A 24,698-nucleotide genomic window follows, 5' to 3' on the forward strand; every position below is an offset into this window, starting at 1 on the left:
ATATCATGAGTGCGATAGGCGGCCAGAGGGTCGCCCGCCATCACGCCGAGGAGTCATCATGGCCACATCCTTCTTCATCACCGGCACCGACACCGACGTGGGCAAGACTCTGGTCGCCCGCACCCTGCTGCAGGAGTTTTCAGCCCTCGGCCTTCGCTGCGCCGGTTACAAGCCCATCTCGGCGGGTTGCGCCCGCACCCCGGATGGCCTGCGCAATCAGGATGCCCTGCAACTGCAGGCCGCGGCCAGCCTCAAGCTCCCCTACGAGCAGGTCAATCCCTTCGCCTATGAACCGCCCATCGCCCCCCATATCGCCGCCAGGGAGGTGGGAGAGACCATCGAGATGACGGGGCTGAGCGCCGGCCTGCGGGCCATCGAGCAGGCGGGGGCCGAACTGGTGATCGTGGAGGGGGCGGGGGGCTGGTTCCTGCCCCTGGACAGAACCCACCTGTTGTCGGACTGGGTCAAGCAGCAGAATCTGCCGGTGATCCTGGTGGTGGGGGCCAAGCTTGGTTGCCTCAACCACGCTTTGCTGACGGTGGCCGCCATCCGCCATCAGGACTTGCCCATCGCGGGCTGGGTCATCAACCGGCTGGATGAGCACATGAGCCACTATCCGGAGAACCTGGATACCCTGAGGGGCTTGATGCCGGCGCCATTTTTGGGTGAAATACCCTTTGTAAACAATCCACTCGATGCAGATCTGCGCGGTTGTCTCGACGTTTCCCCTCTGCTTTGAGGGGCACATTCAGCAAACATTCATCGCGTCTATCTATTATCTGGGACAGAAGTGGGAGCGGCGCGACGATGGATCGGGCCTGACCACATATCTATCTTTCAAGGAGTCAATATGAAGCGAATTATGCTATTCCTGGTGACCAACCTGGCCGTCATGCTGGTGCTGGGGGTGGTACTCAATATCCTGTTCTCGGTTCTGGGGATCAACAAGTCCAGCATTTCCGGTCTGTTGGTGTTCTGTGCCGTGTTCGGGTTTGGGGGTTCCTTTATCTCCTTGCTGATGTCCAAGTGGATGGCCAAGCGCAGCTATGGCGTCCAGGTCATCGAGCAGCCCCGCAACGAGACCGAGCACTGGCTGGTGAGCACAGTGGCGCGTCAGGCCCGTGAAGCCGGCATCAAGATGCCGGAGGTGGGGATCTATGACTCGCCCGAGATGAACGCCTTCGCCACCGGCGCCCGTCGTGACGACTCGCTGGTCGCGGTGTCGTCCGGCCTGCTCTACAGCATGAGCCGTGACGAGGCGGAAGCCGTGCTGGCCCACGAGGTGAGCCACGTGGCCAATGGCGACATGGTGACTCTGACCCTGATCCAGGGGGTGGTGAACACCTTCGTGATGTTCTTCGCCCGCATCGTGGCCGGCGTCATCAGCAACTTCTTCAGCTCCAACAACGAGGAAGAGAGCAGCAGCACCGGTGGTTTCGCCTATATGATCACCGTCTTCGTGCTGGAGATGATCTTCGGCGTGCTGGCCTCCATCATCGTCATGTGGTTCAGCCGTCAGCGTGAATTCCGCGCCGATGCGGGCGCCGCCAAGCTGGCCGGTCGCGACAAGATGATCGCCGCCCTGCAGCGCCTCTCCCGCGGTGCCGAGCCCCAGATGGAAGGTTCCATGATGGCTTTTGGTATCAACGGCAAGCGCTCCATGAGCGAGCTGTTCATGAGCCACCCGCCCATCGAGCAGCGTATCGCCGCCCTGCGCGGTTAATCCTGCCCCCAATGAAAAATGGCTGCCCTCGGGCAGCCATTTTTGTTTCCGCCTTGGCGATGAACCGGGCGGGATCGTTATCGCGGCGAGGGCAGCCCGCAGGTTGCCCTATTTAATCACCAGATCGGTCAGCGGCACGGCGCAGCAGGTGAGGATCCTGCCCTCGGCCCGCTCGGCGGCGGTGATGGCCGGCGCCTCTGGATGATCCACCTCTCCCGAAAGCAGGGTCTGCTTGCAGCTGCCGCAGATGCCGGCGCGGCAGCTCCAGGGCAGCTCCACTCCTTGCTTGTGGGCCTGATCCAGCACGGTGCCCTGGTTGTTGCCCATGAAGCTCTGCTCGCCGATGCGCAGTTGCACTGCCTGATGGGGCCTTGCCACCGAGAGGATGGCGCCGCCGAAGCTCTCCTGCTTGATGCGATCGGCGGGCACGTCCAGCGCGCGCAACAGCTTGACCGCCTCGCTCATGAAGCCATGAGGGCCGCACAGGAAGACCTCCCGGGTCGCGAGATCCGGCAATCGGGCCAGGTGTTCCTCACTGAGGCGACCGCGCAGCCCCTGCCAATGGCTCCCCGGTTGACTCAGTATCAGGGTGAGGCCCATGCCGGCCTGGCGCATGGCATTGAGTTCGGCGGCGGCCGGGATGTCGGCCTCGCTGCGGCACAGGTGCATGAAATGCACCTCGTCGAGTTCATGGCGCAGTTTCAGGGTGCGGGCGATGGCGAGCATGGGGGTGACGCCGGAACCTGCCGAGAGCAGCAGCAGCCTGCGCTCGCGCCCCAGATGGAAGTCCCCGGCGGGGGGGGAAGCCAGCAGCCGGTCGCCGACCTTGAACTGGCCGTGCAACCAGGGGGAGAGGCGACCATCTCCGATGCGTTTGACGCTGATGCTGTAACGCTCCGGCAGATCCGGCGTGGAGCTCAGGGTGTAGCGCCGTTGCTGCCGCTCTCGCGCCTGCCCCTGACCGATATCCAGGCTGATGGGCAGGTGCTGGCCAGGTAAATAGTCTGGCAGCGGTTCCCCATCGGCGGCCTCGAACCAGAAGGTCTCCAGATCCCGGGCCAGGGGCTCGCGCGCCACGCAGACCAGCTCCCGCTTCTTCGGTGCGCCGTTGGGATAGACGGGGGGACGAGCGCGCTCCAGCACCTCGATCTCGCTGCCCGCTTCAATCCAGCCCTCGTTCAGGGCCACCAGGTTCTGGCCGAAATAGACCTCCCCGTCTTCGCCTCGGCGATAGCGGGTGAGGGTGGCGAGCGGCTCCTTGAGGGCGTTGAATCTGTCGCTGCCGGGCTCCACCGTGGTCATGATGCAGCGGCTGCAGGGCTTGGCCACCAGGAACTCCACCTCACCGATGCGGATCCGCTTCCAGCCATCTTCCTCGAACGGTCGGGTATCGCTCGCCACCAGGTTGGTCCTGAACTGGCTCATCTGGTGCAGGGCTTCGGATCTCAGGTTGAGATCCTCAAGGGAGGCCTGGCTTATCAGCAGCAGGGGATAGCCGTCGGCGAAGCTGACCCGGGTACCGGTCTTGGCGCGAAAACGCTCGGAGCGCTCGCCGAGCCAGAGCAGGCGTACCGGCTCACCGGCCACGCGACTCAACCAGCCATCCGCCTGATCGTGGGTGTGCAGGGCCTGGAAGCTGTCACCCCAGACCCCGGTAGCCTGGAGTGCGCGACTGAAGTCGCTCTCGTGCAGCGCGAGGGGCGTCATGCCCGGGTAGCGCAGCTGCAAGCCGCCCTCCATGGGCGTGGCCACCACCAGTTGCAACTGGGGATGGGTGCGGGCCGTGATGAAGCTGCCGTCCGGCTTGACCACCATGTAGCGGCGATCCCCGAGCAGGCCTTCTTCGGTCACCCGGGCGCGGGAGAGTGGCATGCCTGCCGTCGATTTGATGGGGTAGAGATGAATGCTGTCGAGCCTTGGCATCTGAAATCCTTGTGCGTGGCGGGTTCCGGTGAGGCGGGGGGCGGGCCCCGTGAGCACGACCGCCCCCATGATCAGGCGCGCAGAGAGATGAGAAGGACAGGCCTGGTCGCAGACGGCGGAACGTCATGGGCAGGATGTTACATGCAATGGCGGGGGAGCAGCCACTGCTCATCAAGTGAGGCGGGCAAAAACGTGGCGACAGTTGCAAACCAGCAAGCGGGCCCGTGGGCCCGCGATGGAGGGTTTACACAAGGTGATCAGGGCGTGAGAGGGCGAGGCACCTGGAGTGTCAGCTTGCGCTCCTGATGGGCGGCGATCTCCTCGTCGGTGAAGCGCATGGGCTGCCACTGTTGCCGGGCAAACTGTTCGGTCTGATCGATGAAGTGCGGGCTTTCGGGGTCGTGGGACTGACCATAGCTCAGGAAGCGCTCGGCCTTGGGGCCGTCGGCATCGAACTGCAGGGCCAGCACGAAGCTGGAGCCATAGTTGGCGCGATAGCGCAGATCCGGCTGACCATCCCCATCATCATTCCGGCTGCGCAGCGTGGTGCCCGGTACGGCCTGGCCGGTGATGATGTTGGCCAGATCCGAGGTGCTGCGCGAGGGCATGTTGGTCTGCACCATGTTGAACATGCCTTCGAACGAGTTGCCACCGGGCAGGGCGACAGGAGCCAGGCCGCTGGCCTTCTGCACGAACTGCAACTCGCCGAGGGAGGCATCCAGCGCTATCCGTGCGCCTTGCAGGCGTTGCTGTGCCCCGGCCAGAGCCAGCAGGGCTGGATCCTGATCCGGGTTGCCGGACCAGGGGGCCAACCCGCGAGGCGTCGTGGCGGGGTTGGCCGGATCGAAGGGAAGGGCAAACAGGGCGTCCTTGATGTCCCTGTGACCGCCGGTGCGAAATGCCGTCAACCACTCGCGCATCAGGTGGGCGCCCCGGCTGTCCAGTTGATACTCCCCATCCCAGCCGGCCAGGGCATTGCAGCTCGGGCTCAGATCCAGGGGGCCCGTGGTCAGCTGGATCAGGGGATGAGCTTGGCAGCGGGCCAGCAGGGGCTCTTTGAGCTCGCGGGCAAACAGGGAACCGTTGTGAGTGACCACCCGTTGCAGATCCGAAAGGGTGAAGCGGCGATCCGGGCCGGTCAGTCCCTGGCTGTCCGGATGGGTGATGAGCAGGGCGTTATAGCGGGTGCGCGGGCTGCGTACCGTCTGCTCGGGGCCGTAAAGGATCGAGTAGCCCTCGAGGGGGGCATCGAGGTTGGTGAGCCAGTGACTGCTATTGGCGTTGTAGACATAGTCGCTGCGGGTCTGCCGGGGGGCCTGACTCAGGGGGACCAGGCCGGGGGCCCGGGTCTGGCCGCTGTCGACCCACTCGAAGTCGGGGTCATTGCCAGGCAGCAGCACGCTGCCCTCACCGTCTAGCCAGATGGGGGCGAGCTGCGAGCTCTGGGAGGCCGTGCGCCACCAGGCTTCGGCCTTGGCTCCGAGGCGGGGAACCTGGGTGGCATCCACGTAGCTGGCCTCTCCCTGCTTGTCGACCAGCAGGGTATTGACCCAGGGGATCCCCTGATGCTCAGCAAGGGCGTCAAAGAAGGCCGGGGTGCTCTGGGCTCTGGCCATGGCCAGCCACTGTTCCAGCATCTTGTAGTTGCCGGCATTGGCATCGCGGAAACTGATGGCTGTGCTGCGACTCCAGCCGAGGGCCGGCGAGAGGGAAGCCAGGTTGACCATGGGGCCGAAGTGGCTGGCATAGACGGTCTGGCGGTAGGGTTGCAGGCTGCCGTCGGCCTGGCGTACCTCGAGGGTGACTGTCTTCTGGCTCATCTCCCGCCACTCGTTGCCGTAGCGATAACGCAGGGGATTGTCCGGATCCAGAGTCAGTTGATAGAGGGTGAAGCGCTTGGACTGGGAGACGGTGTGGGTCCAGCCGAGTTGCTCGTTGAAGCCGATGAGCACCGCAGGGAAGCCCATCATGGTCGCCCCGGTCACGTTGAGCTTGCCCGGGATCTGCAGGTGCAGCTCATAGAACCTGAGCTCGCCGTCCCAGGGGAAATGCGGGTTGCCGAGCAGCAGTCCGCTGGCATTGCGGCTGCGATCCGCCCCCAGTGCCCAGCCGTTGCTGCCGATCCCCTCGGAGGTGAGCAGCCACTCGGACTCCAGTGTCGGGGCTGGCAGGGCACGGGCGGCGACCTGAGGACTGGGAGGCTGGGCCGCCGCCATGGCGGAGATGAAACTGCGACCGCTGGCGAGCTGGGCGAGATCCAGGTGATAGGCCAGCAGCTGGGTGGGGGTGATGGGGGCGACCCACTCAGCCCCGCGGCAGGGAGAGGGATAGTCTGCCGGACTGGTTCTGGCCGCGAGTGAATGGTTGAAACCCGCCACATAGCCTTCGATGAGATCCCGGGCATCGGGGGAGAGTTTGTCATAAAGCCCCTTGGCCTCATCGACCAGCGCCAAGGTGCGATAACCCACGTCGGAGAGCAGGTTGCGCTGCTGCTCGCCAGCACCGAACCAGCGAGACTTGTCACCCTGGAGCTTCATGATCTGCTCGCTCAGGGTGCAGAGGTTCTCCTCGGCGTGGGCATAACCGGCGCCAAAACCGAGGCTGGTGTAGTCATCCGCCTTGATGTGGGGAACCCCTTGTTCCGTGTAGGTGATGGCCACCTTGTAGTGGCTGCGGGGATCCGCTTCGCTGCTGTTGTCCTGACAGCCTGCCAATACCAGGCAGCCGAGCAGGGGGAGGGAAAAAGGAGATCGCATGTCAGTTCCTTCTGTGGTCTCTGTTGTTATGAATTTGTTGCTTTTTGCGTAGGGGAGAGGGTATTTAAGTGCAGGGGAACCGGGATGTCGCCCCGTTGGATGGAACCAGCCATCGGTATAAATCGTCAATTAAATCAAGGGTAAACAGGTTCGTCTCGATGGAGCCGTACCTCAAGGAGCGGGTATGCAATGGGAAGGAATGGCGGCGGTGCTCAGTCTGAGCCTGGGATCCATGCTGCTGCTGGCGGTGATCAACTGGTGGCGGGCCCGCTGGGATGGGGCTTCCGGCTACCTGTTAGCCCTGCTGATGCTGAGCAGTCTGCAGGCTCTTGAATATCTCTACCATCAGCAGCAGTGGTTCACGTACTGGCCCCATCTGCTCAAGCTGGCGGATCCCCTGGTGGTGATGATCCCCTTCTGCCTCTATGGCTACATCCGTGCCTTGCAAGGGGAGGCCGTGCTCGGTCGCTGGCGTGAAAAGTTGGGTCACGGCCTGCCGCTGCTGCTGGTTGCCCTGCTGGATCTGCCTTATTGGCTGCTGCCGGCGGAGGAAAAAATCCGCAGGATCTTGCTCGGCACGCAAGATGAGGCGCTCTGGTCCGGGCCGACGCCTTATGGCAATCAATACCTGCTCATCATCGCCCTGCTGGGACTGGGATACTGGTGGCAGCAGCGGCGACTCGGGGTCGTCAGCCGCAAACTGGCGCTACGGGCCTGGGTGATGCAGTTGCAAGGGTTGCAACTGCTGGTGGCCTCGCTGCTGCTGGTGAGGATTGTTGTGAGCTGGCTGGGCTGGTCCTTCTCCACCGCCTACCTGCAGGCCCCGGTCATCGCCTGGCTGCTGTTGCAGATCCTGGCTCATGCCCGTCTGCCACAGCCATCGTCTGTTGTGGCGACCCCCTCTCATGAGACCGCATCGGTGAGCCCAGAACCCGAGGCCCCCCTGCTGGATGAGGGGCTGTCGTGCCTGTTTGCCGAGCTGGAACGCCAACTGAGGAGCGGTGCCTATCGGGATCCGGCCCTGTCGCTTGGCAAGCTGGCGGGGGAGTGTGGGATCAGCACGCATCAGGCTTCCAGCGCCATCAACGCCTGTTCGGGGGGACACTTCTACGACTGGATCAACCGCTACCGGGTGGAGGAGGCCAAGCGATTGCTGCAAGGGAGCGAGGAGACGGTGGCCAGCATCTGTTACCAGGCCGGTTTCAACAGCAAATCGACCTTCAACACCGCGTTTCGGCGCCACACCGGCCTGACCCCCAGCGCGTTCCGTCGCCAGGCTCCCTCCGATGCGCTGGGCGCCGCTTCGTGAGCGAGCAACAAAAAGCCCGGCGCAGAGGCCGGGCTGGGGGATAAGTTGCTTATCCGGGTATTCGTCGAGGCGTCTAGTGTGGATGTTGTTTGAGGATGTCGTATATCTCCTCTTTCAGTTTAAGTTTCTGTTTTTTCAGATCCTTCACCTCGGAGCTGTAATCGCTGGCGTGATGCTTCTCCAGTTTTCTAATCTCCGCATCCAGGTCGTTGTGCAAGTCAAACTTCTTCTGGAAATGGACATCACTGCTCTTCAGTTTCGAGATGAGCTCTCTGTACTCTGGGAACATGTAATGCGGCCTCCTTGTTGCTGTTTGATTGTGCCTTGACCTTCAAACTACCCCTAAGCGGGTCACAGAAACGTGATCCAATTCAAATTCGGGGGCAATGATCGCCGCTCTCGAAATGTCGATGGCTAACTGTTTGAATCACAAGCTGATAAGCAGACTCACCATCCACCGCGAGTCCAAAAACTGCCGCTGGGATCACAACTTGGCAGCCTGATGACGGGGGAAGCGCCGCCGGGCGGGCAGCAAAAAGGGGCCTGAGGCCCCTTTTTAGATAACGACAGCGATGCTTATTCTTTTTTCTTTTTCTTCTCGGGCAGGGGCTTGCCGTCACGGGCGATCACCTTGCCTGCCTCGAAACCGATCTGCGCCGCCAGCTCTTCCAGATCCGGTGCCTTGGCCTCGTTGCCAATGGCGTACTGGTAGTTGGCGATGGTGATCCTCTCCGCCACCGGAGTGCCGGGGACGATGGGTTCACGCCAGCCCTGGCCGATATGGGCCACCAGCGTGCCATTCATGATGAGTTCGCCGACGATCTCCTGGGTGGGGATACCCTTGCCATAGGTCAGGCCCTGGGCGTGCTTCTTGCCCACCAGGGGGTCGGTACTGGCAGGGATCAGCTTGGTGCGGATCAGCCACTTGGGATCCTTGGTCTTGCCCACTGCCTTGCCTGTCTGGTACTCGTTGATCTTGATGGTCTTGATCATCTGAGCCATGAATTCCTTGGTCAGCGCCTTCTGGGCCTCGCTGCTCTCATCGATGGCGATGGGGGCCACATACCAGGTCTGGGGGGCCGGTGCCTTGGGGGCCTTGGGCGCGGTCTGCGCCATGGCCAGCGGGCTGAGCAGCAGGGCTGCCAGCAAGAGTCCGATTTTCTTCATCATGATTCTGCTTATGATTCCACTGATGGTTCAACGAGGATTTTGTTTTGCCAGCGACGGCTGCGCCAGCGCCAGAACATGGCCAGACCGCGCACCCATTCGTCACAGGCGAGCGCGAGCCAGATGCCGACCAGCCCATAGCCCTGCATGATACCAAGGAAATAGGCCAGAGGAACGGCAATTCCCCACATGGAGACCAGCGCCATGTATAGGGGGAAGCGGGCATCCCCGGTGGCGCGCAAGGCGTTGATTACCACCAGGTTGAAGGTGCGGCCGGGTTCGAGGATGAGGCTGATGAGGAACAGCTGGGCCACCTGGGTGATGATGTCGGCATCGTCGGTGAACAGACTGATGATGGCGCGCCCGTTCAGGGCTGCGGCGATGGCGATGAGGGTGGTGACGATGAGACCGAGCTTGAGGCTCTTGAGCAGTTGCTTGTAGGCCTGCTCGAAGCGCCGAGCCCCCGCCAGATGGCCGATGATGATCTCGTTGCCCAGGCCGATGGAGAGGCCGAACAGCAAGATGAACAGGCAGATCTGGAAGAAGTAGGACTGGGTAGCCAGAGCCTTGTCGCCGAGCAGGCCGACGAAGGCGGTCACCACCATGAACTGCAGCATCCAGGAGAGGTTCTCCCCCGCCGCCGGCAGGCCGATGTGCAGCACCTTGTCCAGCATGGCACGGCTCGGCCGAACGATCTCGGGCAGACGCAGGCGGATGCCGGTCTTGCGGGCCACCAGCCACACCAGCAGTACCACGCCGACGATGCGCCCCGCCACCGTGCTGATGGCGACCCCGGCCACCCCGAGCTGGGGCAGGCCGAACCAGCCATAGAGCAGCAACAGGTTGCCGACGAAGGTGATGAGGTTGACGATCAGGGTCACGTACATGGCCTGACGGGTGTGGCCGTGGGCGCGCAGGGTGGCTGCCAGACAGAGCGCCGCCGCCTCCGGCAGCAGACACAGACCGATGATCTGCAAGTAAAGGGTGGCATCCCCCATCAGGTGGGCAGGCAGGTTCATCAGCGCCAGCATGGTGCTGGCGCCGGCCATGACCCCCACCGCCGCCACCAGTCCCACCAGCAGGTTGAAACCGATGGCGGTGTGGATGACTATGCGCGCCTTCTCTTTGTCGCCCGCGCCCAGATACTGGGTGATCACCACGCTGGTGCCGATGCTGACAAAGCTGAACAGGGTGATGGCGAGATCGAACACCTGGTTGCCGACGGCGAGCGCCGCCACCCCCTGATAGGAGACATGGCCCACCATGAAGGTGTTGAGGGCCCCGGTCAAAAAGTGCAGGGCGAGATCGATAAAGAGCGGCCAGGTCAGGGCGAAGAGGGTGCCGGGGCCTGCATGGGATTGAGTCTGCATGGGGTGTCCAAATACTGATGATGGCCCTCGTCAGGGCCATCTGGACGGGCATTTAACACCAAGAGCCTGAGCGGTGCAATGGGGATCCCCTCACCCCTGTCCGTGGGGGAGGGGTGAGGGGAGAACGGATCAGGCCGGGGTGGCACCGGCCTCCTGCTCAGAGGGCAGGGTGTGGCGCGCCGAATCCGGCAGCGTCTCATCTCGCGGCCAGGAGGGCGCCGGGCTGTCCGGGACGGTCTGCTGCGCCTCCTCATCCTTGAATACCGGCTCCCGGTAGCAGCGGGTCAGGCGCAGGGCCTGATACATGTCGGGGCTGAGCAGTATGCCCTCCTCGCCGACCCGGATCCCCGCCTGTTGCAACCAGTGGGTCATCTGGCCGTGACGACCGGCCATCACCATGTGAATGCCGCGCCGTTTCAGTTCCTTGTGCAGTTCCCCCACCATGCTCATCACGCTGATGTCCTGGTGGGTGAAACAGGCGACGGCGTCGATCACCAGACATTTGGGGCTGTGGGGATCCTGCACCAGCAGGGCCAGCACCCGCCGCTTGAAATAGGGGGCGTTGAAGTAGGTCAGCGGCGAGTTGAAGCGATAGACCAGGATGCCGGGGATGGCCTTGGCCTGTTCGTTGTCCCCCAGGGTGCGCACCACCCCTTCATCATCCATGCCGAGCAGCTGATCCGTTGGGCGCATCACGTTGCGCAGGAACTGGAACAGGCCGAGCAAGACCGCGAGGGTGATCCCCGGGATGACCCCCATGGTCAACACGCTGATGAAGGTGATGAGGGCCAGCCAGAAGGCGGCCCGGTCTGAGTTGCGCAGGGCCCAGAGGCCGCGAAAATCGGTCAGCGACAGGGAGGCCATCACCAGCACCACGCCGAGGGCGGCGGTGGGAATGTATTGCAGGGGGGCCGTCAGGTAGAAGGTGACCAGGGCGATGACGATGGCGGCGATGATGGAGACCAGCTGGCTCTTGCCGCCATTGGCGTCGTTGACCGCGGTGCGCGAATCGGCGCCGCTGATGGCAAAACCCTGGGAGGCGGCAGCGGCGAGGTTTGCCATGCCGAGCGCCCGAAACTCCTTGTCCGCGTCAATCTCGTAGCCGTTTTTGGCCGCGAAGCTGCGGGCGGTGAGCATCATGGAGACGAAGCTCACCATGGCGAGGTTGAGGGCGGGCAGCACGAGTTCGCGCATCAGACCGGGGGGGAATTCCGGCATCTGGAAGGCAGGCAGGCCGGAGCCGATGGCCCCCAGGGTCGCGATGTCGAATCGCCCGAGGTCGAAGGCCCATACCAGGGCCGCGGTCACCACCATGGCGACCATGGAGGAGGGCCAGGCCGGCTTGTAGCGCTTGGCCAGCAGCAGGGTTAGCAGGGTGGTCAGACTCATGGCCAGGGTGGGCAGATGGGTCTGGGTGATGTAGTGAGTGCCGTTGAGGATCCGCTCGATAAGGTAGCGTTCGCTGAAGGTGAAGCCGAAGATCTTGGAGAGCTGGCCCACCATGATGGTGATGGCGACCCCGTTGAGCAGGCCCATCAGGATGGGACGGGAGAGAAAATCTGCCAGCACCCCCAGCTTGAAGCGGCTGGCGATGAGGCACCAGAAGCCGGTCATGGCGGTCATGGTCATCACCAGTTGCCAATGACGGGTGGCATCCCCGGCGGCCAGCGGGGTCACCACGGCGGCGATGACGGCGCAGGTGGCGGCGTCCGGCCCGACGATGAGCTGGCGGGAGGTGCCGAACATGGCATAGACCAGCATGGGCAGGATGCAGGAGTAGAGGCCGACGATGGCACCGACGCCGGCGAGCTCCGAATAGGCGATGGCCACGGGCAGTGCCACGGCGGCCACCGACAGGCCAGCGCGAAGGTCCGGCACCAGCCAGGCCCGCTGATATTGCAGCAGGGCGGCAAGGCCCGGCAGCCAGCGTTCGAGAGAGAAGAAGTCGCGCATTAATTAACCCATTGAGTAATAAACAGCTTTTTCGTAGTTTGCCCATGCATGGCGGGGCATTGCAACGGCGTTATGACCAGATCACCTCAAGGTCGGGCCAGATCTGCTGCCAGCGTTTCGTCAGGATGCGCTGCACGAACACCTGGTGATCCTGGCGGCATCTCGGGTTAGCGCTCACTCGCAGTGACCAGTTATGACCAAAGCCATAGGGTGCCAGCCAGGCGAAGGTGTCATCGGCCAGCAAGCGCACCCCGATACAGGTGGGGATCTCTACCCAGTGGCTGAGCGCCTCCTGGCTGCTGTGAAAAGGAGGCACCCGCTGGCGCAGATGCATGCGGGCCTGGTTGCGTACCTCCCAGCGCTGATCCGGCAGACGGGCGTGCAGCCAGGCTTCATGATCCCCCTCTGCCAGCCCTTCCGGATCAGCGGCATCCAGATAGATGAGGTCGATGTCGTTGAGGGGCGTTGGCACTGTCTTGCCGTGCAAATGGTCCCAGACGAGGTTGCGCACAAAACCGGCCCCCAGGGCCCAGTCGGGCAGATCCAGGGTCCGGGCGGTGCGCAGGCAGGCCATCCGCAGCGGATCGGCCCGCAGCAGCGCCTCGGTCTTCACCTGCAAGGCGATCTCCTGGCGAGTAGTGACGTCACTTTGCATTGCGGCGCAGCCAGACCTCGATATAGCTGCAGGTCGGCACTATGGTCAGTCCCTTCTCCTGGCTCCAGTCATAGAAGGCGCGAGCCAGTTTGTCGGCGATCCCTTGTCCCCGCAGCTCACTCGGAACCTGGGTGCTGTATGCCTCGACCGTGCCGGCATCTCGTGGCCGGTAGGCGAGGCGGGAGAGCTGGCCGTCGACAATGCAGACGAATTGGTGCTCATCGCTCTGATGAAGGATCTCGCTCATGATGGCTCCTCGAACTGTGATAGGGGTGATGAGAGCATGATGGGGGTCATTTGCCAACCGCACTTTAGGCCAAGGGCCCGCTTTGCCTATCCATCCCGCTCGCTTACACTGGCCGCCAGCCCCTGGCGCGAGCCTGGGGGCTGATAAGCCAAGGTATAGAACAGTTAACAGAGGATGGATCCCGTCATGGCCTTCGCCACCCTGGAGAGTTTGATCGGCAATACCCCGCTGCTGCGGTTGCAGCGCATCAACCCCCATCCAGAGGTCACCCTGCTGGTGAAGCTGGAGGGCAACAACCCCGCCGGTTCGGTCAAGGACAGACCGGCCCTGAACCTCATCAAGGCGGCAGAGGTGAGCAGTCACTTGCGCCCCGGCGACACCCTGATCGAGGCCACCTCGGGCAACACCGGCATCGCGCTCGCCATGGTGGCGGCCGCCCGGGGCTACCGGATGCGGCTCATCATGCCGCGTACCATGAGCCAGGAGCGGCGCGACGCCATGCAGGCCTATGGCGCCGAACTGGTGCTGGTGGACGATGGCATGGAAGGGGCGCGGGATCTCGCCCTGGCCATGCAGGCGCGGGGGGAGGGGCTGGTGCTCGATCAGTTCAACAATCCGGCCAACCCGGATGCCCACTATCAGTCGACCGGCCCCGAGATCTGGCAGCAGAGCGAGGGGGCGGTTACTCACTTCGTCTCCGCCATGGGGACCACGGGCACCATCATGGGGGTCTCCCGCTATCTCAAGGAGCGTAACTCCGCCATCGAGATCGTCGGCCTGCAGCCCGCTGAGGGGAGCCAGATCCCCGGCATCCGGCGCTGGCCCGCTGCCTATCTGCCCACCATTTTCGAACCCGCAAGGGTCGATCGGGTGCTGGATGTGACGCTGGATGAGTCGCTCGCCATGATGCGCCGTCTGGCCCGTGAAGAGGGGATCTGCTGCGGGGTCAGCTCCGGTGGGGCCGTGGCGGGGGCCCTGCGGGTGGCGGCGAGCCTCGAGCGCGGGGTCGTGGTCGCCATCATCTGTGACAGGGGGGATCGCTACCTCTCCACCGGGGTGTTCGGCAACTGATCCCCATTCGTCCGGGTGGCGCACAAGGCGGGATCAGAAAAATCTGATCCCGCAGATCATCGCGAACGTCTCCCCACTACTCCCACACCCGCTCCAGCAGGGCCAGCAACTGCTCCCTGTCGGCATCCTTGCGGTTATAGAGCAGGGCCCCGTCGTTGATGGCGAGATCCCGTATCTCCTCCAGCAGGGCGCGGTCTGTCACCCCGGCCTCCGCCAGAGTGCGCGGCAGGCGCACTGCCTCCCACAGCGTGTCTCGCAGGCTATTGATGGCATCCAGGGTGGCCTGTGGCCGCAGGGAGGGAGGCGTGGCGGCGAAGCGCTCGGCCCCCGCCAGCGGCAGCAGCAGGCGGGCGAGCTCCTCATCGATCTGGGGCCTGTTGTAGTCGAGCACGGCGGGCAGGAAGAGGTTCATGCACAGGCCATGAGGCAGATGACAGCGGGCCCCCAGGCTGTGACCGAGGGCATGCACCAGCCCCACCATGGAGTTGGAAAACGCCATGCCCGCCAGAGTCGACCCTTCCGCCAGTTGCAGCCGCAGCCCCTTGTCCTGCGGGGAGCCCAATACTTTCGGCAGGGCGTTCGCTATCTTCTCCACAGCCCCCAGAGCCAGGGCGTCACTCACCGGATTCTTGCCGTTGCCGATGAAGGATTCGATGGCATGGGTCATGGCATCCATGGCGGTGGCGGCCGTGATGGGCAGGGGCAGCCCCTGGGTGAGGCGCGGATCCAGCACCGCCAGCTGAGGCAGCAGGAAGGGGGAGGTGAAGGGCACCTTGCGACCGCTGTGCTCGTCCCGGATCACCGCCACCAAGGTCACCTCCGAACCGGTGCCCGCCGTGGTCGGTATCACGGCCAGAGGATTGAGCGGGCGGGTGAGGCTGCCGGCACCGGCATGATCCATCAGGTTGTTGCCGCCCAGAGTGGCGAGGATGTTGACCGCCTTGGCGGTATCGATGACGGAGCCACCCCCCAGGGCCACCAGGCTGTCACAGTCGAGGGTGCGATAGCGCACGGCTATCTGCTCTACCACGGCGGTGGAGGAATCGGCCGGGATCTCGTCCCAGCAGGCCACCGCCGGCAGGCCTCCCTCGGCCAGCATCTCCTGTACCAGGGTCGCCAGGCCGCTGCCACTGACCCCCTTGTCGGTGAGCAGCAGGGGGCGGCTCGCCCCCAGTGCCATCAATTCGCTGGCAACTTGCTCCAGCGCCTGCTCCCCTGCCAGCAGTTTGACCGGGCAGAAGAAATCGTAGTATCGGCTCATCGCGAGACTCCCTGTGTGCGAGTGATTGAAAGATCGGTATGAAAGAGGCCGAGGTCAGCCCGTCAGCAGCCCCAGATAGATGCGACCTGCCCGCACGCCCTTGCTGGCGGGGGCCGGATAGTGGCGCATCAGGGGCCTGGCGATGAAGGCGGGCAGGATCAGGGCCTGCAGTTGCTCGATGGCCCGCACCAGGTGCATGGCGGTGGTGAGATCCCCCTCCACCTGCAACCGGTTCTCGCAGAAGGCCTGGTTGATCCCGAGGCGAAAGCTTAGGGCCCGAAAGGCGATGGCCGGGTGCTTGAAGCGTACCCGCAGCGGATGCGGCGCAGCCTGGGCAGGGGCGCCGCAGTGCCAGCGGCCGTCCTGCTTGTACAGGTCGAGCCCGTGCCGGTAGCCGCTGATCTCCAGCCGGATGCAGGTGCCGTCGGCCAGGGGGGAGAGCTCGCGGCGCACCGACTCATCGATGCGGGCGGCCCGGCACAGGGTTCGCCCCAGTACCCAGAGCAGGCTGAGATTCCAGAGGCGGTGGCCAGTTTGGCGCAGGTGTTCAAGTGTCATGGGGGCTCCTTGCGATGGTGGACCAGAACAGGGTGAAGGCGCCTTCTTGCCAGTCGGCATCTTGCCCAAGTGCCGGCTTGTCGACGAAGAGGGAGGCGCAGGCGAGAAACTGGCTCTGGCATACCTCCAGCATCAATTCGGGCGGCACGGGGTGCAGCGCTCCGCTGGCCTGGCCCTGGGCCAGCAGCTGGGGCAGGAAGCGCAGGGTGTCGCTCAAGATCTGGCTGCGCAATGGGCGAGCCAGCAGGGGAGAGTGGAAGAAATCCAGCACGAACTTGAGCTCATATGGATGTTCGATCATCCAGACCATGGCCTGGCCCCAGTAGTGGCGAACCTGCTCCTTCAGCGTCAGAGCCGGGTCCGCCTCGCTGATGGCGGCGCCGAGACGCTGTTTGATGTCCTGATAAAGCTGCTGGATCAGCACCTCCTTGCTCGGAAAATGGTGAAACAGGGTGCCGTTGGCGACACCGGCGGCCTTGGCGATGCGGGCGGTCGCGGCCCCCTGCAGGCCATCTTCTGCGCACAGGGTGAGAGCGGCTTCCAGGATCTGGCGGCGTTTGTCGGTCATGGGAGCTCCTAGCGCAGAAACAGGGCCATCATCAGCCGCTGATACCAGCGACCATAAGGGGGGTGAACCAGGGTGCCCGGGTTGAACTTGCCCCGGCGCAGCACGGTTTTGGCCTTGGAGAAGGTGAGGAATCCCTCGCGGCCATGATAGTGGCCCATGCCGGAGGGGCCGATGCCGCCAAAGGGGGCATCGTCCGCCGCCACCTGGAACAGGCTCTCGTTGATGGCCATGCCACCGGCATGGGTTTCCCCAATGACGCGGGCTTGCAGCGCCGGATCCAGGGTCATCAGATAGAAGGCCAGCGGACGGGGGCGGGCGGCGACATAAGCCTGGGCCTCGTCCAGCTCATCGTAGGGGATGAGGGGCAGCAGGGGGCCGAAGATCTCCTGCTGCATCAGCTGGCAGTGCTCGGGCACCTCGGTCAGCAGATGGGGGGCCAGCCGCCGGCTGGTATCATCCCTGGCCGGTGAGGCACAGGGGTGCAACTGGGCGCCCGCCTGCTCGGCTTCCGCCAGCCAGGCGGTGAGCCGTTGATACTGGCGCTCGTTGATGATGGCGCCATAGTCCGGACTCACCACCCCCTTGGGGTAGAGGCGGCCGAAGTGGTCTCGATAGGCATCGATGAAGGCCTGCTCCTGGCCGCGAGGCAGCAGCACATAGTCGGGGGCCACGCAGATCTGGCCGGCGTTGAGACTCTTGCCAAAGATCATCCGCTCCACCGCCAGGGCCATGGGCATGTCGGGGGCGATGAGACAGGGACTCTTGCCTCCCAGTTCCAGAGTCAGCGGCGTGAGCTGAGGTGCCGCTGCCGCCATCACCTGTCTCCCCACGGCGGTCGAGCCGGTGAACAACAGGTGATCGAAGGGCAGGGTGCTGAAGGCAGCGGCCACTTCGGCATCCCCCTCGATGACGCACACCTGGTTCTCATCGAACACCTCGGCCAGCAGGGCGCGCAGGGCGGCATTGGTGTGGGGGGTGAACTCGGAGAGCTTGAGCATGGCCCGGTTGCCGGCGGCGATGGCGCTGATGAGGGGGCCGAGGCTCAGCATCACCGGGAAGTTCCAGGGCACCATGATGCCCACCACGCCGAGGGGCTGATAGTGCACTTCGATGGAGGCCGGCGCCAGCAGCAGGCCGGCGTGGCGACGCTCCGGTCTCATCCAGCGGCGAAGGCGCTTGTGGCAGTAGTTGATCTGCATGACGCAGGGCAGGATGTCGGCGATCAAGGAGTCATGGGCACTGCGCTGGCCATAGTCGCGGGTCAGGGCCTGGCAGAGCCTCTGCTTGTGGGAGAGCAGGGCTTGCTTGAGTCGCAGCAACTGATCCTTGCGGCTATCCAGATTCGGCATGGGCTCGGTCTGATAGGCCTGTTTGAGGCGAAGCAGCCGATCTGGCAGGGCAAATTTGTCGGTCTCTGTGGACTGCAGCGGTGTGGCTTCCATGAAAGGCTCCGTTCGAAAAATAGCCGACTGATTAGTCGGTCTGAATCTACCCTGATGTTGATATTTTGTAAACATCCGATGGCGTTCATGCTGTCGGAGGGAGGAATGGGAGGCGGGAACTGTGTCCTGAGCCACAGTTTTTGGGCGCACGGATTGGGTTTATATCCAATAGTGGGTAGTTTTGTGGTGTCTATTTTTATGGAGAGCAGCGATGACCAAGGAACTGCACAGCCTGTTGAGCAGGCTCGACGATGTGATTGAACGCATGCCCGAGAGTTTCAATACCTACGAGTTTGCCCAGAAGCTGGCGCTGAAACATCAGCGGGAATATTTCGCCGCCGGTCACTCACTCGCCGGGCAGGAGGGGTGCCTGCTGGGGGCGCTGCATCAGAGGATTGCCGAGGCGCTGGCGGGCAACGACGGGGTGATAGAGGGGGCCCTGCTGCCTTGCACGACTCCCTGGGGAGAGCGCGCCACCTCGCCCCGCTGGCACCGCAAGCACTGAATCGATCGATAAAAAAACAGGGCCCGGCGGGCCCTGTTTTTTGGTGCCGTTACTGGGTGAGGCGACGGGCCTGCCAGTAGCGACTGTTCCAGTAGACGTTGTCGAGACGGGAGCGGATCACCCCCTTGCTGGTGGAGGCGTGGATGAACTCCCCCGCCCCGGTGTAGACACCGACGTGATACTGCTGCCAGCCGGTCTTGAAGAACACCAGATCGCCGTATTGCAGGCGGTAGCGATCCACCGGTCGACCCAGGCTGGCCTGGGATTCCGTGGTTCTGGGCAGGTTGAATCCCAGCACCTGGCTGTAGGCGAGCTGGGTGAAGGCGGAGCAGTCGAGACCGGCGCGATCCTCGCCCCCCATACGATAGGGAACGCCGCGCCACTGCTGATAGAAGCCGTCGAAGGCTCCGCTCTGACGAGGAGCCGCGGGTTGTGGCTCCGGCGTGCTGGAGCAGGCCGTCAGCAGCAAGGCCAAGAGGGGAGGTAGCAGCGAGGTGCGAAGCATCCAGACTCCTTCATGGGATACGAGACTCATCATAGCCGCGTGATTCTGCCTGTAACCTGAATATCGATAGCATAAAGTGCTGCATTGTGCAGATATTTTGCTAGCGGCAAGCTGCCATTCAGCCCATTCCTACTCGGTTTTCTCCCTGGCGGGGGCGATCAACGGTGTCAGCAGCTCCGACAGCTTGTAGAAGGTCTGTACCCGGGTGGTGCTGGGGCGCCACACCAGACCGATTTCCCGATAGGGCTTCTCCCCTGGCAGGGGAATGGCCACCAGATCCGAGTTGTCCAGGATGCCGGCATCTATGGCCATCTGGGGCAGGAAGGTGGTGCCAAGGCCAGCCCCGACCATCTGCACCAGGGTGTGCAGGCTGGTGGCGGCGAAGGGGTTGATCTTGCTCTTGTCCCGCAGCCGGCAGGCACTGACCGCATGCTCGGTGAGGCAATGTTCCCGCTCCAGCAGGAAGATGCTCTGGTTGGGCAGCTCCTTGTAATCGAACGGCATGTGCAGACCCGCCGCCATGTGGGAGGGCATCACCATGTGGAAGGGATCCATACCCACCACCTTGCTGTGGAAACCGCCGATCTCGACCGGCAGCGCCAGGATCAGCAGATCCAGCTGCCCCTGTTCCAGTTGCTTAAGCAAATTGGTGGTCGTGTCCTCCCGCAGCAGCAGCTCCAGCTCCGGATAGGCCTTGCCGCACACCTGCAACAGCTTGCTCAGCAGGAAGGGGGCTATGGTGGGAATGCAGCCGAGGCGCACCGTGCCGTGCATGACCCCGCCCTGCTGCTGGCCGAGTTCCATCAGATCCCGGGCGTCGGAGAGCAGGTGGCGGGCGCGGGTGACGATCTCCATGCCGACCGGCGTCATGATGAAGCTCTTGTGATCCCGCTCCACCAGTTGCAGTCCCATCATGTCCTCCAGGGTCTGGATCCCGGTACTCAAGGTGGACTGGCTGACATGGCAGGCCTTGGCGGCGCGATTGAAGTTCTTGTGCTCATCCAGAGCGACCAGATATTGCAGCTGTTTCAGGCTGGGCCAACGTTGCATAAAGAAACCCGATAGTTGCTATCTATTTGATTTAATTAATCTACCATCGGCAAACGGGTTTGTCGCCGGGATTAGGCGCCAATCTGGTTGCAGGCAGGGCGTGAAGCGCATCCCTGGCAGAGCCGCCGTGGCGGGCAGACGCAGGGGCTCTGGCAGCTTATCTTCTTCGCTTGTGCCGTTGAAGCGCCCAGGCGAGGGGATGTGATGGGGATCCGCATCAGAGGTGCATCCCCGCCTGCTCATGGCGGGAAACCATAAAAAAACGCGCCTATGGGCGCGTTTTTGTGAGGGGCAGCATCCTGACTACTCGTCGAAGATCCCGAAGTGATCCTTGGCGAAGTTGACCCGCTGATCCACCGTCATCTTGACCTGACCCAGCTTCTCGATGGTCTTGAGGTTGGGCACCAGGCCGCGGCCGTTGGCGATCTGGATGGCAAGGCCGGGACGGGCGTTGAGCTCCAGCAGCATGGGGCCGCGGAACTTGTCGAGCACCATGTCGGTGCCGATGTAGCCAAGGCCCGACATCTCGTAGCAGGAGGCGGCCAGTGTCAGCAGGGTATCCCAGTGGGGCACCTTGAGATCGTAGAGATCGAGGCCGGTATCCGGGTGGTGACGCAGGGGGCTGCCAAACTGTACCGCCCGCAGGGCACGGCCGGTACGCAGGCACAGACCCACCCCCACGGCGCCCTGGTGCAGGTTCGCCTTGCCGTCGGAGGCCGAGGTGGAGAGGCGCATCATGGCCATCACCGGGAAGCCCTTGAAGATGATCACCCGGGCATCGGGCACCCCTTCAAACGAGTAGCCGTCGAACACGTCATCGAAGTTGATGAGGCCTTCCACCAGCGCCACGTCGGGCTTGCCGCCCAGCGAATAGAGCCCTGCCAGGATGTTGGAAACATGACGCTCCAGATCCTGGCCATTGCTGGCGCTGCCGTTTGGCTTGTAGAAGAGGCCGTCTTCCTGGCGCAGGATCACCAGGATCCCCTTGCCCCCCGAGCCGCGGGCCGGCTTGATGCAGAAGCCCGGCCACTCCTTGACCAGCGCGGTGATCCGGCCCACATCGTGCTGCTCGCGGATGGTGCCGATGAGCTCGGGCACCGTCACTCCCGCATCCAGCGCGATGCGCTTGGTCTTGAGCTTGTCATCCACCAGCGGGTAGAGACTGCGCGGGTTGTAGCGGCTGATGTAGGAGTGGTTGCGCTTGTTCATGCCGAGGATGCCTGCCTGGGACAGGCTCCACGGACTGGTGTATTTCTGCCAGAACCACATCTGTTACTTGTCCTTACCCGGGGTACCGCCGGACTTCATCTCGTCGACCAGCGGCTTGAAGCGCTTGAGCTCGCTCAGCTTGTAGCCGGTGTAGTTACCCATCAGCAGCACGGTCGCCATCAGCACCAGCTGCAGGCCGAGGAAGTTGAAGGTCAGGTGACGAATGAGCTCGTTATCCATGGCCAGGTAGGCGATGACCGCTACCAGCAGGGAGCCGCCACCCTGGCGTACCACCTCTTTCGGACCCTCTTCTTCCCACAGGATGGACATCCGTTCGATGGTCCAGGAGAGGATGATCATCGGGAAGAAGGTGATCTTCATGCCATCGGTCAGCCCCAGTTTGAAGGCCAGCGCGGAGAAGATGCCGATCATCGAGATCACCATGATGATGATCGCCGATATTCGGGCCACCAGCAGCAGGTTGAGCCGCGACAGATAGGACCGGATGATGAGGCCGGTGCCGACGATGAGCAGGAAGCCCACCAGACCCGTGATGAGGGAGGTCTGGATGAAGGCCACCGCGATCAGCACCGGCATGAAGGTCCCCGAGGTCTTGATACCCACGATGACCCGCAGGAACACCACCATCAGCACGCCGATGGGGATCAGCAGCAGCCCCTTGAACAGGGCTTGCTCTTCCAGCGGCAGGCTGTGGATGGAGAAGTTCATCATCTCGGATTTTTCAAACTTCTGCGCCAGCGCCACGTTCACCGGCTGCTCCTGCTCGATCATCGAGAAGGTGACGCGGGAGTTGTGACCGCCGGTCACGTCCAGCAGGGCGCCGGAATTGTATTCCCACAGCAGCAGGTTGGCCGGATGGCCCTGCTCGCCGGTTTGCGGGTTGAACAGCTTGTAGTCGGTCGGGCTGTTGAACACCTGCAGGTAGTCCACCAGCTCCTGACGGCGACGGCCATCTTCCAGATTCAGCGCATGCACCACCCGGGCCGGGACATCGGCGTTGTTGAGCAGCTCGGCGATGAGATTGGCGCGGGTCTTGTGGGATTTCAACAGCTCGGCGTTCTGCTCCTGCTTCTCGATCTCCTTGATGATCTCGCGGGTCAGGGTGTAACCGTCGGCAGAACGCTCCTGCGCCCGCTCCAGGATCTGCTTCATCGCGGTGGCATAAGGCTCACTCTCGATCTGCTTCTCGATGGTAGGGGGCTGGGGATTGGCGGCCGGCTTGGCATGGGCGTCCGCCATCATGTCGACCCGGTAGTAGAGCTCCTGACGGCCGGAGGCGGTGCGGATGGACCACTCGGCGCGGGCGTCTCCGTCCTTCTCGACGAACGACAGGCCGTAGCCCGGGCTCGCGGCGTTTTCATTCATCAGGGTGAAGCCGGGCTGGGTGCCCGGGATGGCGAGGGAGGCGATGACCGGCTCGCCGGTGGCCTCGAATTCCAGCTTGGCTTCGATGGACCAGATCTGACGTTTTTCACCGGGCGTCAGCGGGACATCCAACGCGGCATGGTGATAGATAGTCATACCCAGGCCGACAATGTACAGCAGGGCAACCAGCAGATAGAACGGCTTGCGGGAGACCATGGATTATTTCACATCCTTGAGCTTGGGTTTGGGTTGGATATATTCGCGGGCCACATCGACCACGGCGATGTCTTTGAGGAATTCACGGCCCAGCAGCACGGGGAAAGTCATGTCGCTGCGATCTTTCAGGGTAAATTCGGCCTTCTCGGTCATGTCGCCGATACGCACGGCGAGGCGCACCACGGGACGACGGTCGAGGTCATCGGCGGAGGCCTGACGCACCCGGACGTGACGCACCAGGGGCGCTTCAATCTGGATCTTGTCATCCATCTCCTGGTGGCTCAGGAAGAAGCGCACCCAGTTCTTGCCGTTGCGCTCGAAGATGGTGATCTCCTGGGCGCTGATGGAGGAGGTGGTGGCGCCGGTATCGACCCGCGCCTGGAAGGCGTCGTTGGCCGCATCGACCCAGATCCACTCCGCTTCACCCACCAGCAGCTTGCCATCGACGGTGTGACCCTGGCTCGGGGCCGGGCACTTCTCGGTCGGGATGGGCATGGCCTTGGGCGGCTCTGGCGGCAATGTCGCCAGTTTGCTGTCGACTTTATTCACGGACTCTTTCATGTTGGTGACATCGGTGTTGAGCTGAACCAGCAGGTGCTGCTGCTGCACATACTGTTTCTGTTGCTGTTCCATGGCGGTCTGCAGGCGCTGTTCGCTGAGGCTTATCTCGGTGCGAAGATCGGCCAGCGTCAGGGTCGGAACCGGCGGTGCTTTCTCCATACTGACACACCCGCCAAGGCTGAGCAGGGAGAGCAGGGTCATTCCTTTTAATTTGCTTTTCATGTCATTCATTTAACTGTGCTTCCTGGAATTGGGTCAGTGTAACTTCCACAGGCGCCATCGGCTAGTCTTTGGCCTTTCTGGCAATCAGTACGGCACGTTTGGGTGCCGGATATCCTTCTACCGTGAGCGCCGGATCGGCGGGATCCAGGTAGTCGCTCAGGGATTCATTGATCATCCAGTCGGTACGACGCTGTTCGTCGGTGCTGGTCATATTCTCGTCCACGATCCGCACATCCTTGAATCCACAGCGCTCGACCCAGAGTTTGAGGGCCGCGCTCGAGGGGATGAACCAGACGTTGCGCATCTTGCCGTAGCGATCGGTCGGCACCAGGACGTCATTGACGCCGCCGTCGATCACCAGGGTCTCCAGCACCAGCTCACCATCATCCTTCAACTGGTTGCGCAGCTGCTCGATGTGCTCGATGGGGGACTTGCGGTGATAGAGCACCCCCATGGAGAAGACGGTGTCGAACGCCCGCAGCTCCGGCAGCTCCTGGATGCCGAGCGGCAGCAGGTGGGCGCGCTGATCCCCCCCCGTGAAGTGGCGGATGGCCTCGAACTGGCACAGGAACAGGGGGCTGGGATCGATGCCGACCGCGAGTCTGGCGCCTTCGCCGACCATGCGCCACAGGTGATAACCACTGCCACAGCCCACGTCAAGCACATAACGCCCTGCCAACGGGCTGATATGTGGCAGTACCCGCTGCCATTTCCAGTCGGATCGCCATTCGGTATCGATGTGGATGCCGTGGACATGGAAGGGCCCCTTGCGCCAGGGCATGAATTGGCGCAGCAGGCTCTCGGTCTTCTTGCGCTCCCCTTCGCTCAGGCTGTGCTCATCCCCGATCGCGACCCTGTCACGCAGTTCGATGTGGCCGGGGGCGATGGCGGACAACTTGTTGAGGGCACGATTCCAGCGCGGCAGATCCCCGTGCAGGTTGTCGTGCTGCCAGACGTGCAACTGGGCGGGCAGGGTGTGCAGCCAGTGGCTCAGCCGGTTCTTGGCAATGAGTTGATAAAAATTGGCAAAGTCGATCATGG

The 24,698-nt window shown here is 63.1% G+C and carries 23 protein-coding genes; 5 read left to right on the forward strand and 18 right to left on the reverse strand.

What is annotated here, in order from left to right; translation table 11 throughout:
- Window positions 1–58: 58 nt before the first annotated feature.
- Window positions 59–739, forward strand: a complete 681-nt coding sequence (gene bioD / locus ACW5W7_RS12805) for a dethiobiotin synthase (protein ID WP_456501963.1) — start codon at window positions 59–61, stop codon at window positions 737–739.
- Between the two features lie 111 nt (window positions 740–850).
- A complete protein-coding gene (gene htpX / locus ACW5W7_RS12810) occupies window positions 851–1,723 on the forward strand; it encodes a protease HtpX (protein ID WP_349921564.1) in 873 nt (290 codons plus the stop codon).
- 108 nt (window positions 1,724–1,831) lie between these two features.
- Here htpX and ACW5W7_RS12815 read toward each other — a convergent pair whose 3' ends face one another.
- Window positions 1,832–3,646 (reverse strand): MOSC N-terminal beta barrel domain-containing protein, encoded by a 1,815-nt coding sequence (locus ACW5W7_RS12815; protein ID WP_456501964.1) that lies wholly within the window; start codon window positions 3,644–3,646, stop codon window positions 1,832–1,834.
- 257 nt (window positions 3,647–3,903) lie between these two features.
- A complete protein-coding gene (locus ACW5W7_RS12820; protein ID WP_456501965.1) occupies window positions 3,904–6,402 on the reverse strand; it encodes a penicillin acylase family protein in 2,499 nt (832 codons plus the stop codon).
- 184 nt (window positions 6,403–6,586) lie between these two features.
- Between ACW5W7_RS12820 and ACW5W7_RS12825 the strand changes: the two genes are divergently transcribed.
- Window positions 6,587–7,711, forward strand: coding sequence for a helix-turn-helix domain-containing protein (locus tag ACW5W7_RS12825; RefSeq protein WP_456501966.1), 1,125 nt, complete (start codon window positions 6,587–6,589; stop codon window positions 7,709–7,711).
- Window positions 7,712–7,784: 73 nt separating this feature from the next.
- On the opposite strand, the gene ACW5W7_RS12830 is transcribed toward ACW5W7_RS12825, so the two are convergent.
- The 6 genes from ACW5W7_RS12830 to ACW5W7_RS12855 all read right to left on the reverse strand — a co-directional run bounded on the left by ACW5W7_RS12830 (window position 7,785) and on the right by ACW5W7_RS12855 (window position 13,103).
- The gene (locus ACW5W7_RS12830) at window positions 7,785–8,000 is read right to left on the reverse strand and encodes a YdcH family protein (RefSeq protein WP_108536732.1); all 216 of its coding nucleotides are present in this window, start codon (window positions 7,998–8,000) and stop codon (window positions 7,785–7,787) included.
- Between the two features lie 287 nt (window positions 8,001–8,287).
- Window positions 8,288–8,878, reverse strand: coding sequence for a hypothetical protein (locus ACW5W7_RS12835; RefSeq protein WP_434668380.1), 591 nt, complete (start codon window positions 8,876–8,878; stop codon window positions 8,288–8,290).
- 11 nt (window positions 8,879–8,889) lie between these two features.
- Complete coding sequence (locus ACW5W7_RS12840; protein WP_349921568.1) at window positions 8,890–10,248, reverse strand: MATE family efflux transporter; 1,359 nt, start codon at window positions 10,246–10,248, stop codon at window positions 8,890–8,892.
- A 129-nt stretch (window positions 10,249–10,377) separates the two neighbouring features.
- On the reverse strand, window positions 10,378–12,201 hold the full coding sequence (locus tag ACW5W7_RS12845) for a SulP family inorganic anion transporter (protein ID WP_456501967.1): 1,824 nt from the start codon (window positions 12,199–12,201) through the stop codon (window positions 10,378–10,380).
- 70 nt (window positions 12,202–12,271) lie between these two features.
- Complete coding sequence (locus ACW5W7_RS12850; RefSeq protein ID WP_456501968.1) at window positions 12,272–12,856, reverse strand: nucleotidyltransferase family protein; 585 nt, start codon at window positions 12,854–12,856, stop codon at window positions 12,272–12,274.
- On the reverse strand, window positions 12,846–13,103 hold the full coding sequence (locus tag ACW5W7_RS12855; RefSeq protein ID WP_349921571.1) for a GNAT family N-acetyltransferase: 258 nt from the start codon (window positions 13,101–13,103) through the stop codon (window positions 12,846–12,848). The genes ACW5W7_RS12850 and ACW5W7_RS12855 overlap by 11 nt, the downstream gene beginning before the upstream one ends.
- A gap of 174 nt (window positions 13,104–13,277) precedes the next feature.
- On the opposite strand from ACW5W7_RS12855, the gene cysM reads away from it, so the two are divergent.
- Complete coding sequence (cysM, locus tag ACW5W7_RS12860; RefSeq protein WP_456501969.1) at window positions 13,278–14,174, forward strand: cysteine synthase CysM; 897 nt, start codon at window positions 13,278–13,280, stop codon at window positions 14,172–14,174.
- Window positions 14,175–14,250: 76 nt separating this feature from the next.
- Here cysM and ACW5W7_RS12865 read toward each other — a convergent pair whose 3' ends face one another.
- From ACW5W7_RS12865 to ACW5W7_RS12880, 4 genes are read right to left on the reverse strand one after another with little or no spacing between them, the layout of a single operon-like run.
- Window positions 14,251–15,435 carry an iron-containing alcohol dehydrogenase gene (locus ACW5W7_RS12865; RefSeq protein WP_456501970.1) on the reverse strand — a complete coding sequence of 395 codons (1,185 nt, stop codon included), beginning with the start codon at window positions 15,433–15,435 and terminating at the stop codon, window positions 14,251–14,253.
- A gap of 54 nt (window positions 15,436–15,489) precedes the next feature.
- The gene (locus ACW5W7_RS12870; RefSeq protein WP_456501971.1) at window positions 15,490–15,993 is read right to left on the reverse strand and encodes an SCP2 sterol-binding domain-containing protein; all 504 of its coding nucleotides are present in this window, start codon (window positions 15,991–15,993) and stop codon (window positions 15,490–15,492) included.
- Window positions 15,983–16,561, reverse strand: a complete 579-nt coding sequence (locus tag ACW5W7_RS12875; RefSeq protein WP_456501972.1) for a TetR/AcrR family transcriptional regulator — start codon at window positions 16,559–16,561, stop codon at window positions 15,983–15,985. The genes ACW5W7_RS12870 and ACW5W7_RS12875 overlap by 11 nt, the downstream gene beginning before the upstream one ends.
- Before the next feature lie 8 nt (window positions 16,562–16,569).
- A complete protein-coding gene (locus ACW5W7_RS12880; protein WP_456501973.1) occupies window positions 16,570–18,003 on the reverse strand; it encodes a coniferyl aldehyde dehydrogenase in 1,434 nt (477 codons plus the stop codon).
- Window positions 18,004–18,214: 211 nt separating this feature from the next.
- Between ACW5W7_RS12880 and ACW5W7_RS12885 the strand changes: the two genes are divergently transcribed.
- Window positions 18,215–18,508, forward strand: a complete 294-nt coding sequence (locus ACW5W7_RS12885; protein WP_456501974.1) for a hypothetical protein — start codon at window positions 18,215–18,217, stop codon at window positions 18,506–18,508.
- A 49-nt stretch (window positions 18,509–18,557) separates the two neighbouring features.
- On the opposite strand, the gene ACW5W7_RS12890 is transcribed toward ACW5W7_RS12885, so the two are convergent.
- The 6 genes from ACW5W7_RS12890 to cmoB form a co-directional block, all read right to left on the reverse strand.
- Complete coding sequence (locus ACW5W7_RS12890; RefSeq protein WP_456501975.1) at window positions 18,558–19,013, reverse strand: C40 family peptidase; 456 nt, start codon at window positions 19,011–19,013, stop codon at window positions 18,558–18,560.
- A 129-nt stretch (window positions 19,014–19,142) separates the two neighbouring features.
- Complete coding sequence (locus ACW5W7_RS12895) at window positions 19,143–20,063, reverse strand: LysR substrate-binding domain-containing protein (protein ID WP_434666695.1); 921 nt, start codon at window positions 20,061–20,063, stop codon at window positions 19,143–19,145.
- Window positions 20,064–20,366: 303 nt separating this feature from the next.
- Window positions 20,367–21,332, reverse strand: coding sequence for an alpha-L-glutamate ligase-like protein (locus ACW5W7_RS12900; protein ID WP_349921580.1), 966 nt, complete (start codon window positions 21,330–21,332; stop codon window positions 20,367–20,369).
- 3 nt (window positions 21,333–21,335) lie between these two features.
- Window positions 21,336–22,874, reverse strand: a complete 1,539-nt coding sequence (locus ACW5W7_RS12905; RefSeq protein ID WP_456501976.1) for an inactive transglutaminase family protein — start codon at window positions 22,872–22,874, stop codon at window positions 21,336–21,338.
- Window positions 22,875–22,877: 3 nt separating this feature from the next.
- Window positions 22,878–23,666 carry an ATP-dependent zinc protease family protein gene (locus tag ACW5W7_RS12910; RefSeq protein WP_456501977.1) on the reverse strand — a complete coding sequence of 263 codons (789 nt, stop codon included), beginning with the start codon at window positions 23,664–23,666 and terminating at the stop codon, window positions 22,878–22,880.
- A gap of 52 nt (window positions 23,667–23,718) precedes the next feature.
- A complete protein-coding gene (cmoB, locus tag ACW5W7_RS12915) occupies window positions 23,719–24,696 on the reverse strand; it encodes a tRNA 5-methoxyuridine(34)/uridine 5-oxyacetic acid(34) synthase CmoB (protein ID WP_456501978.1) in 978 nt (325 codons plus the stop codon).
- Window positions 24,697–24,698 lie beyond the last annotated feature (2 nt).

It is taken from the genome of Aeromonas intestinalis (assembly GCF_054052485.1).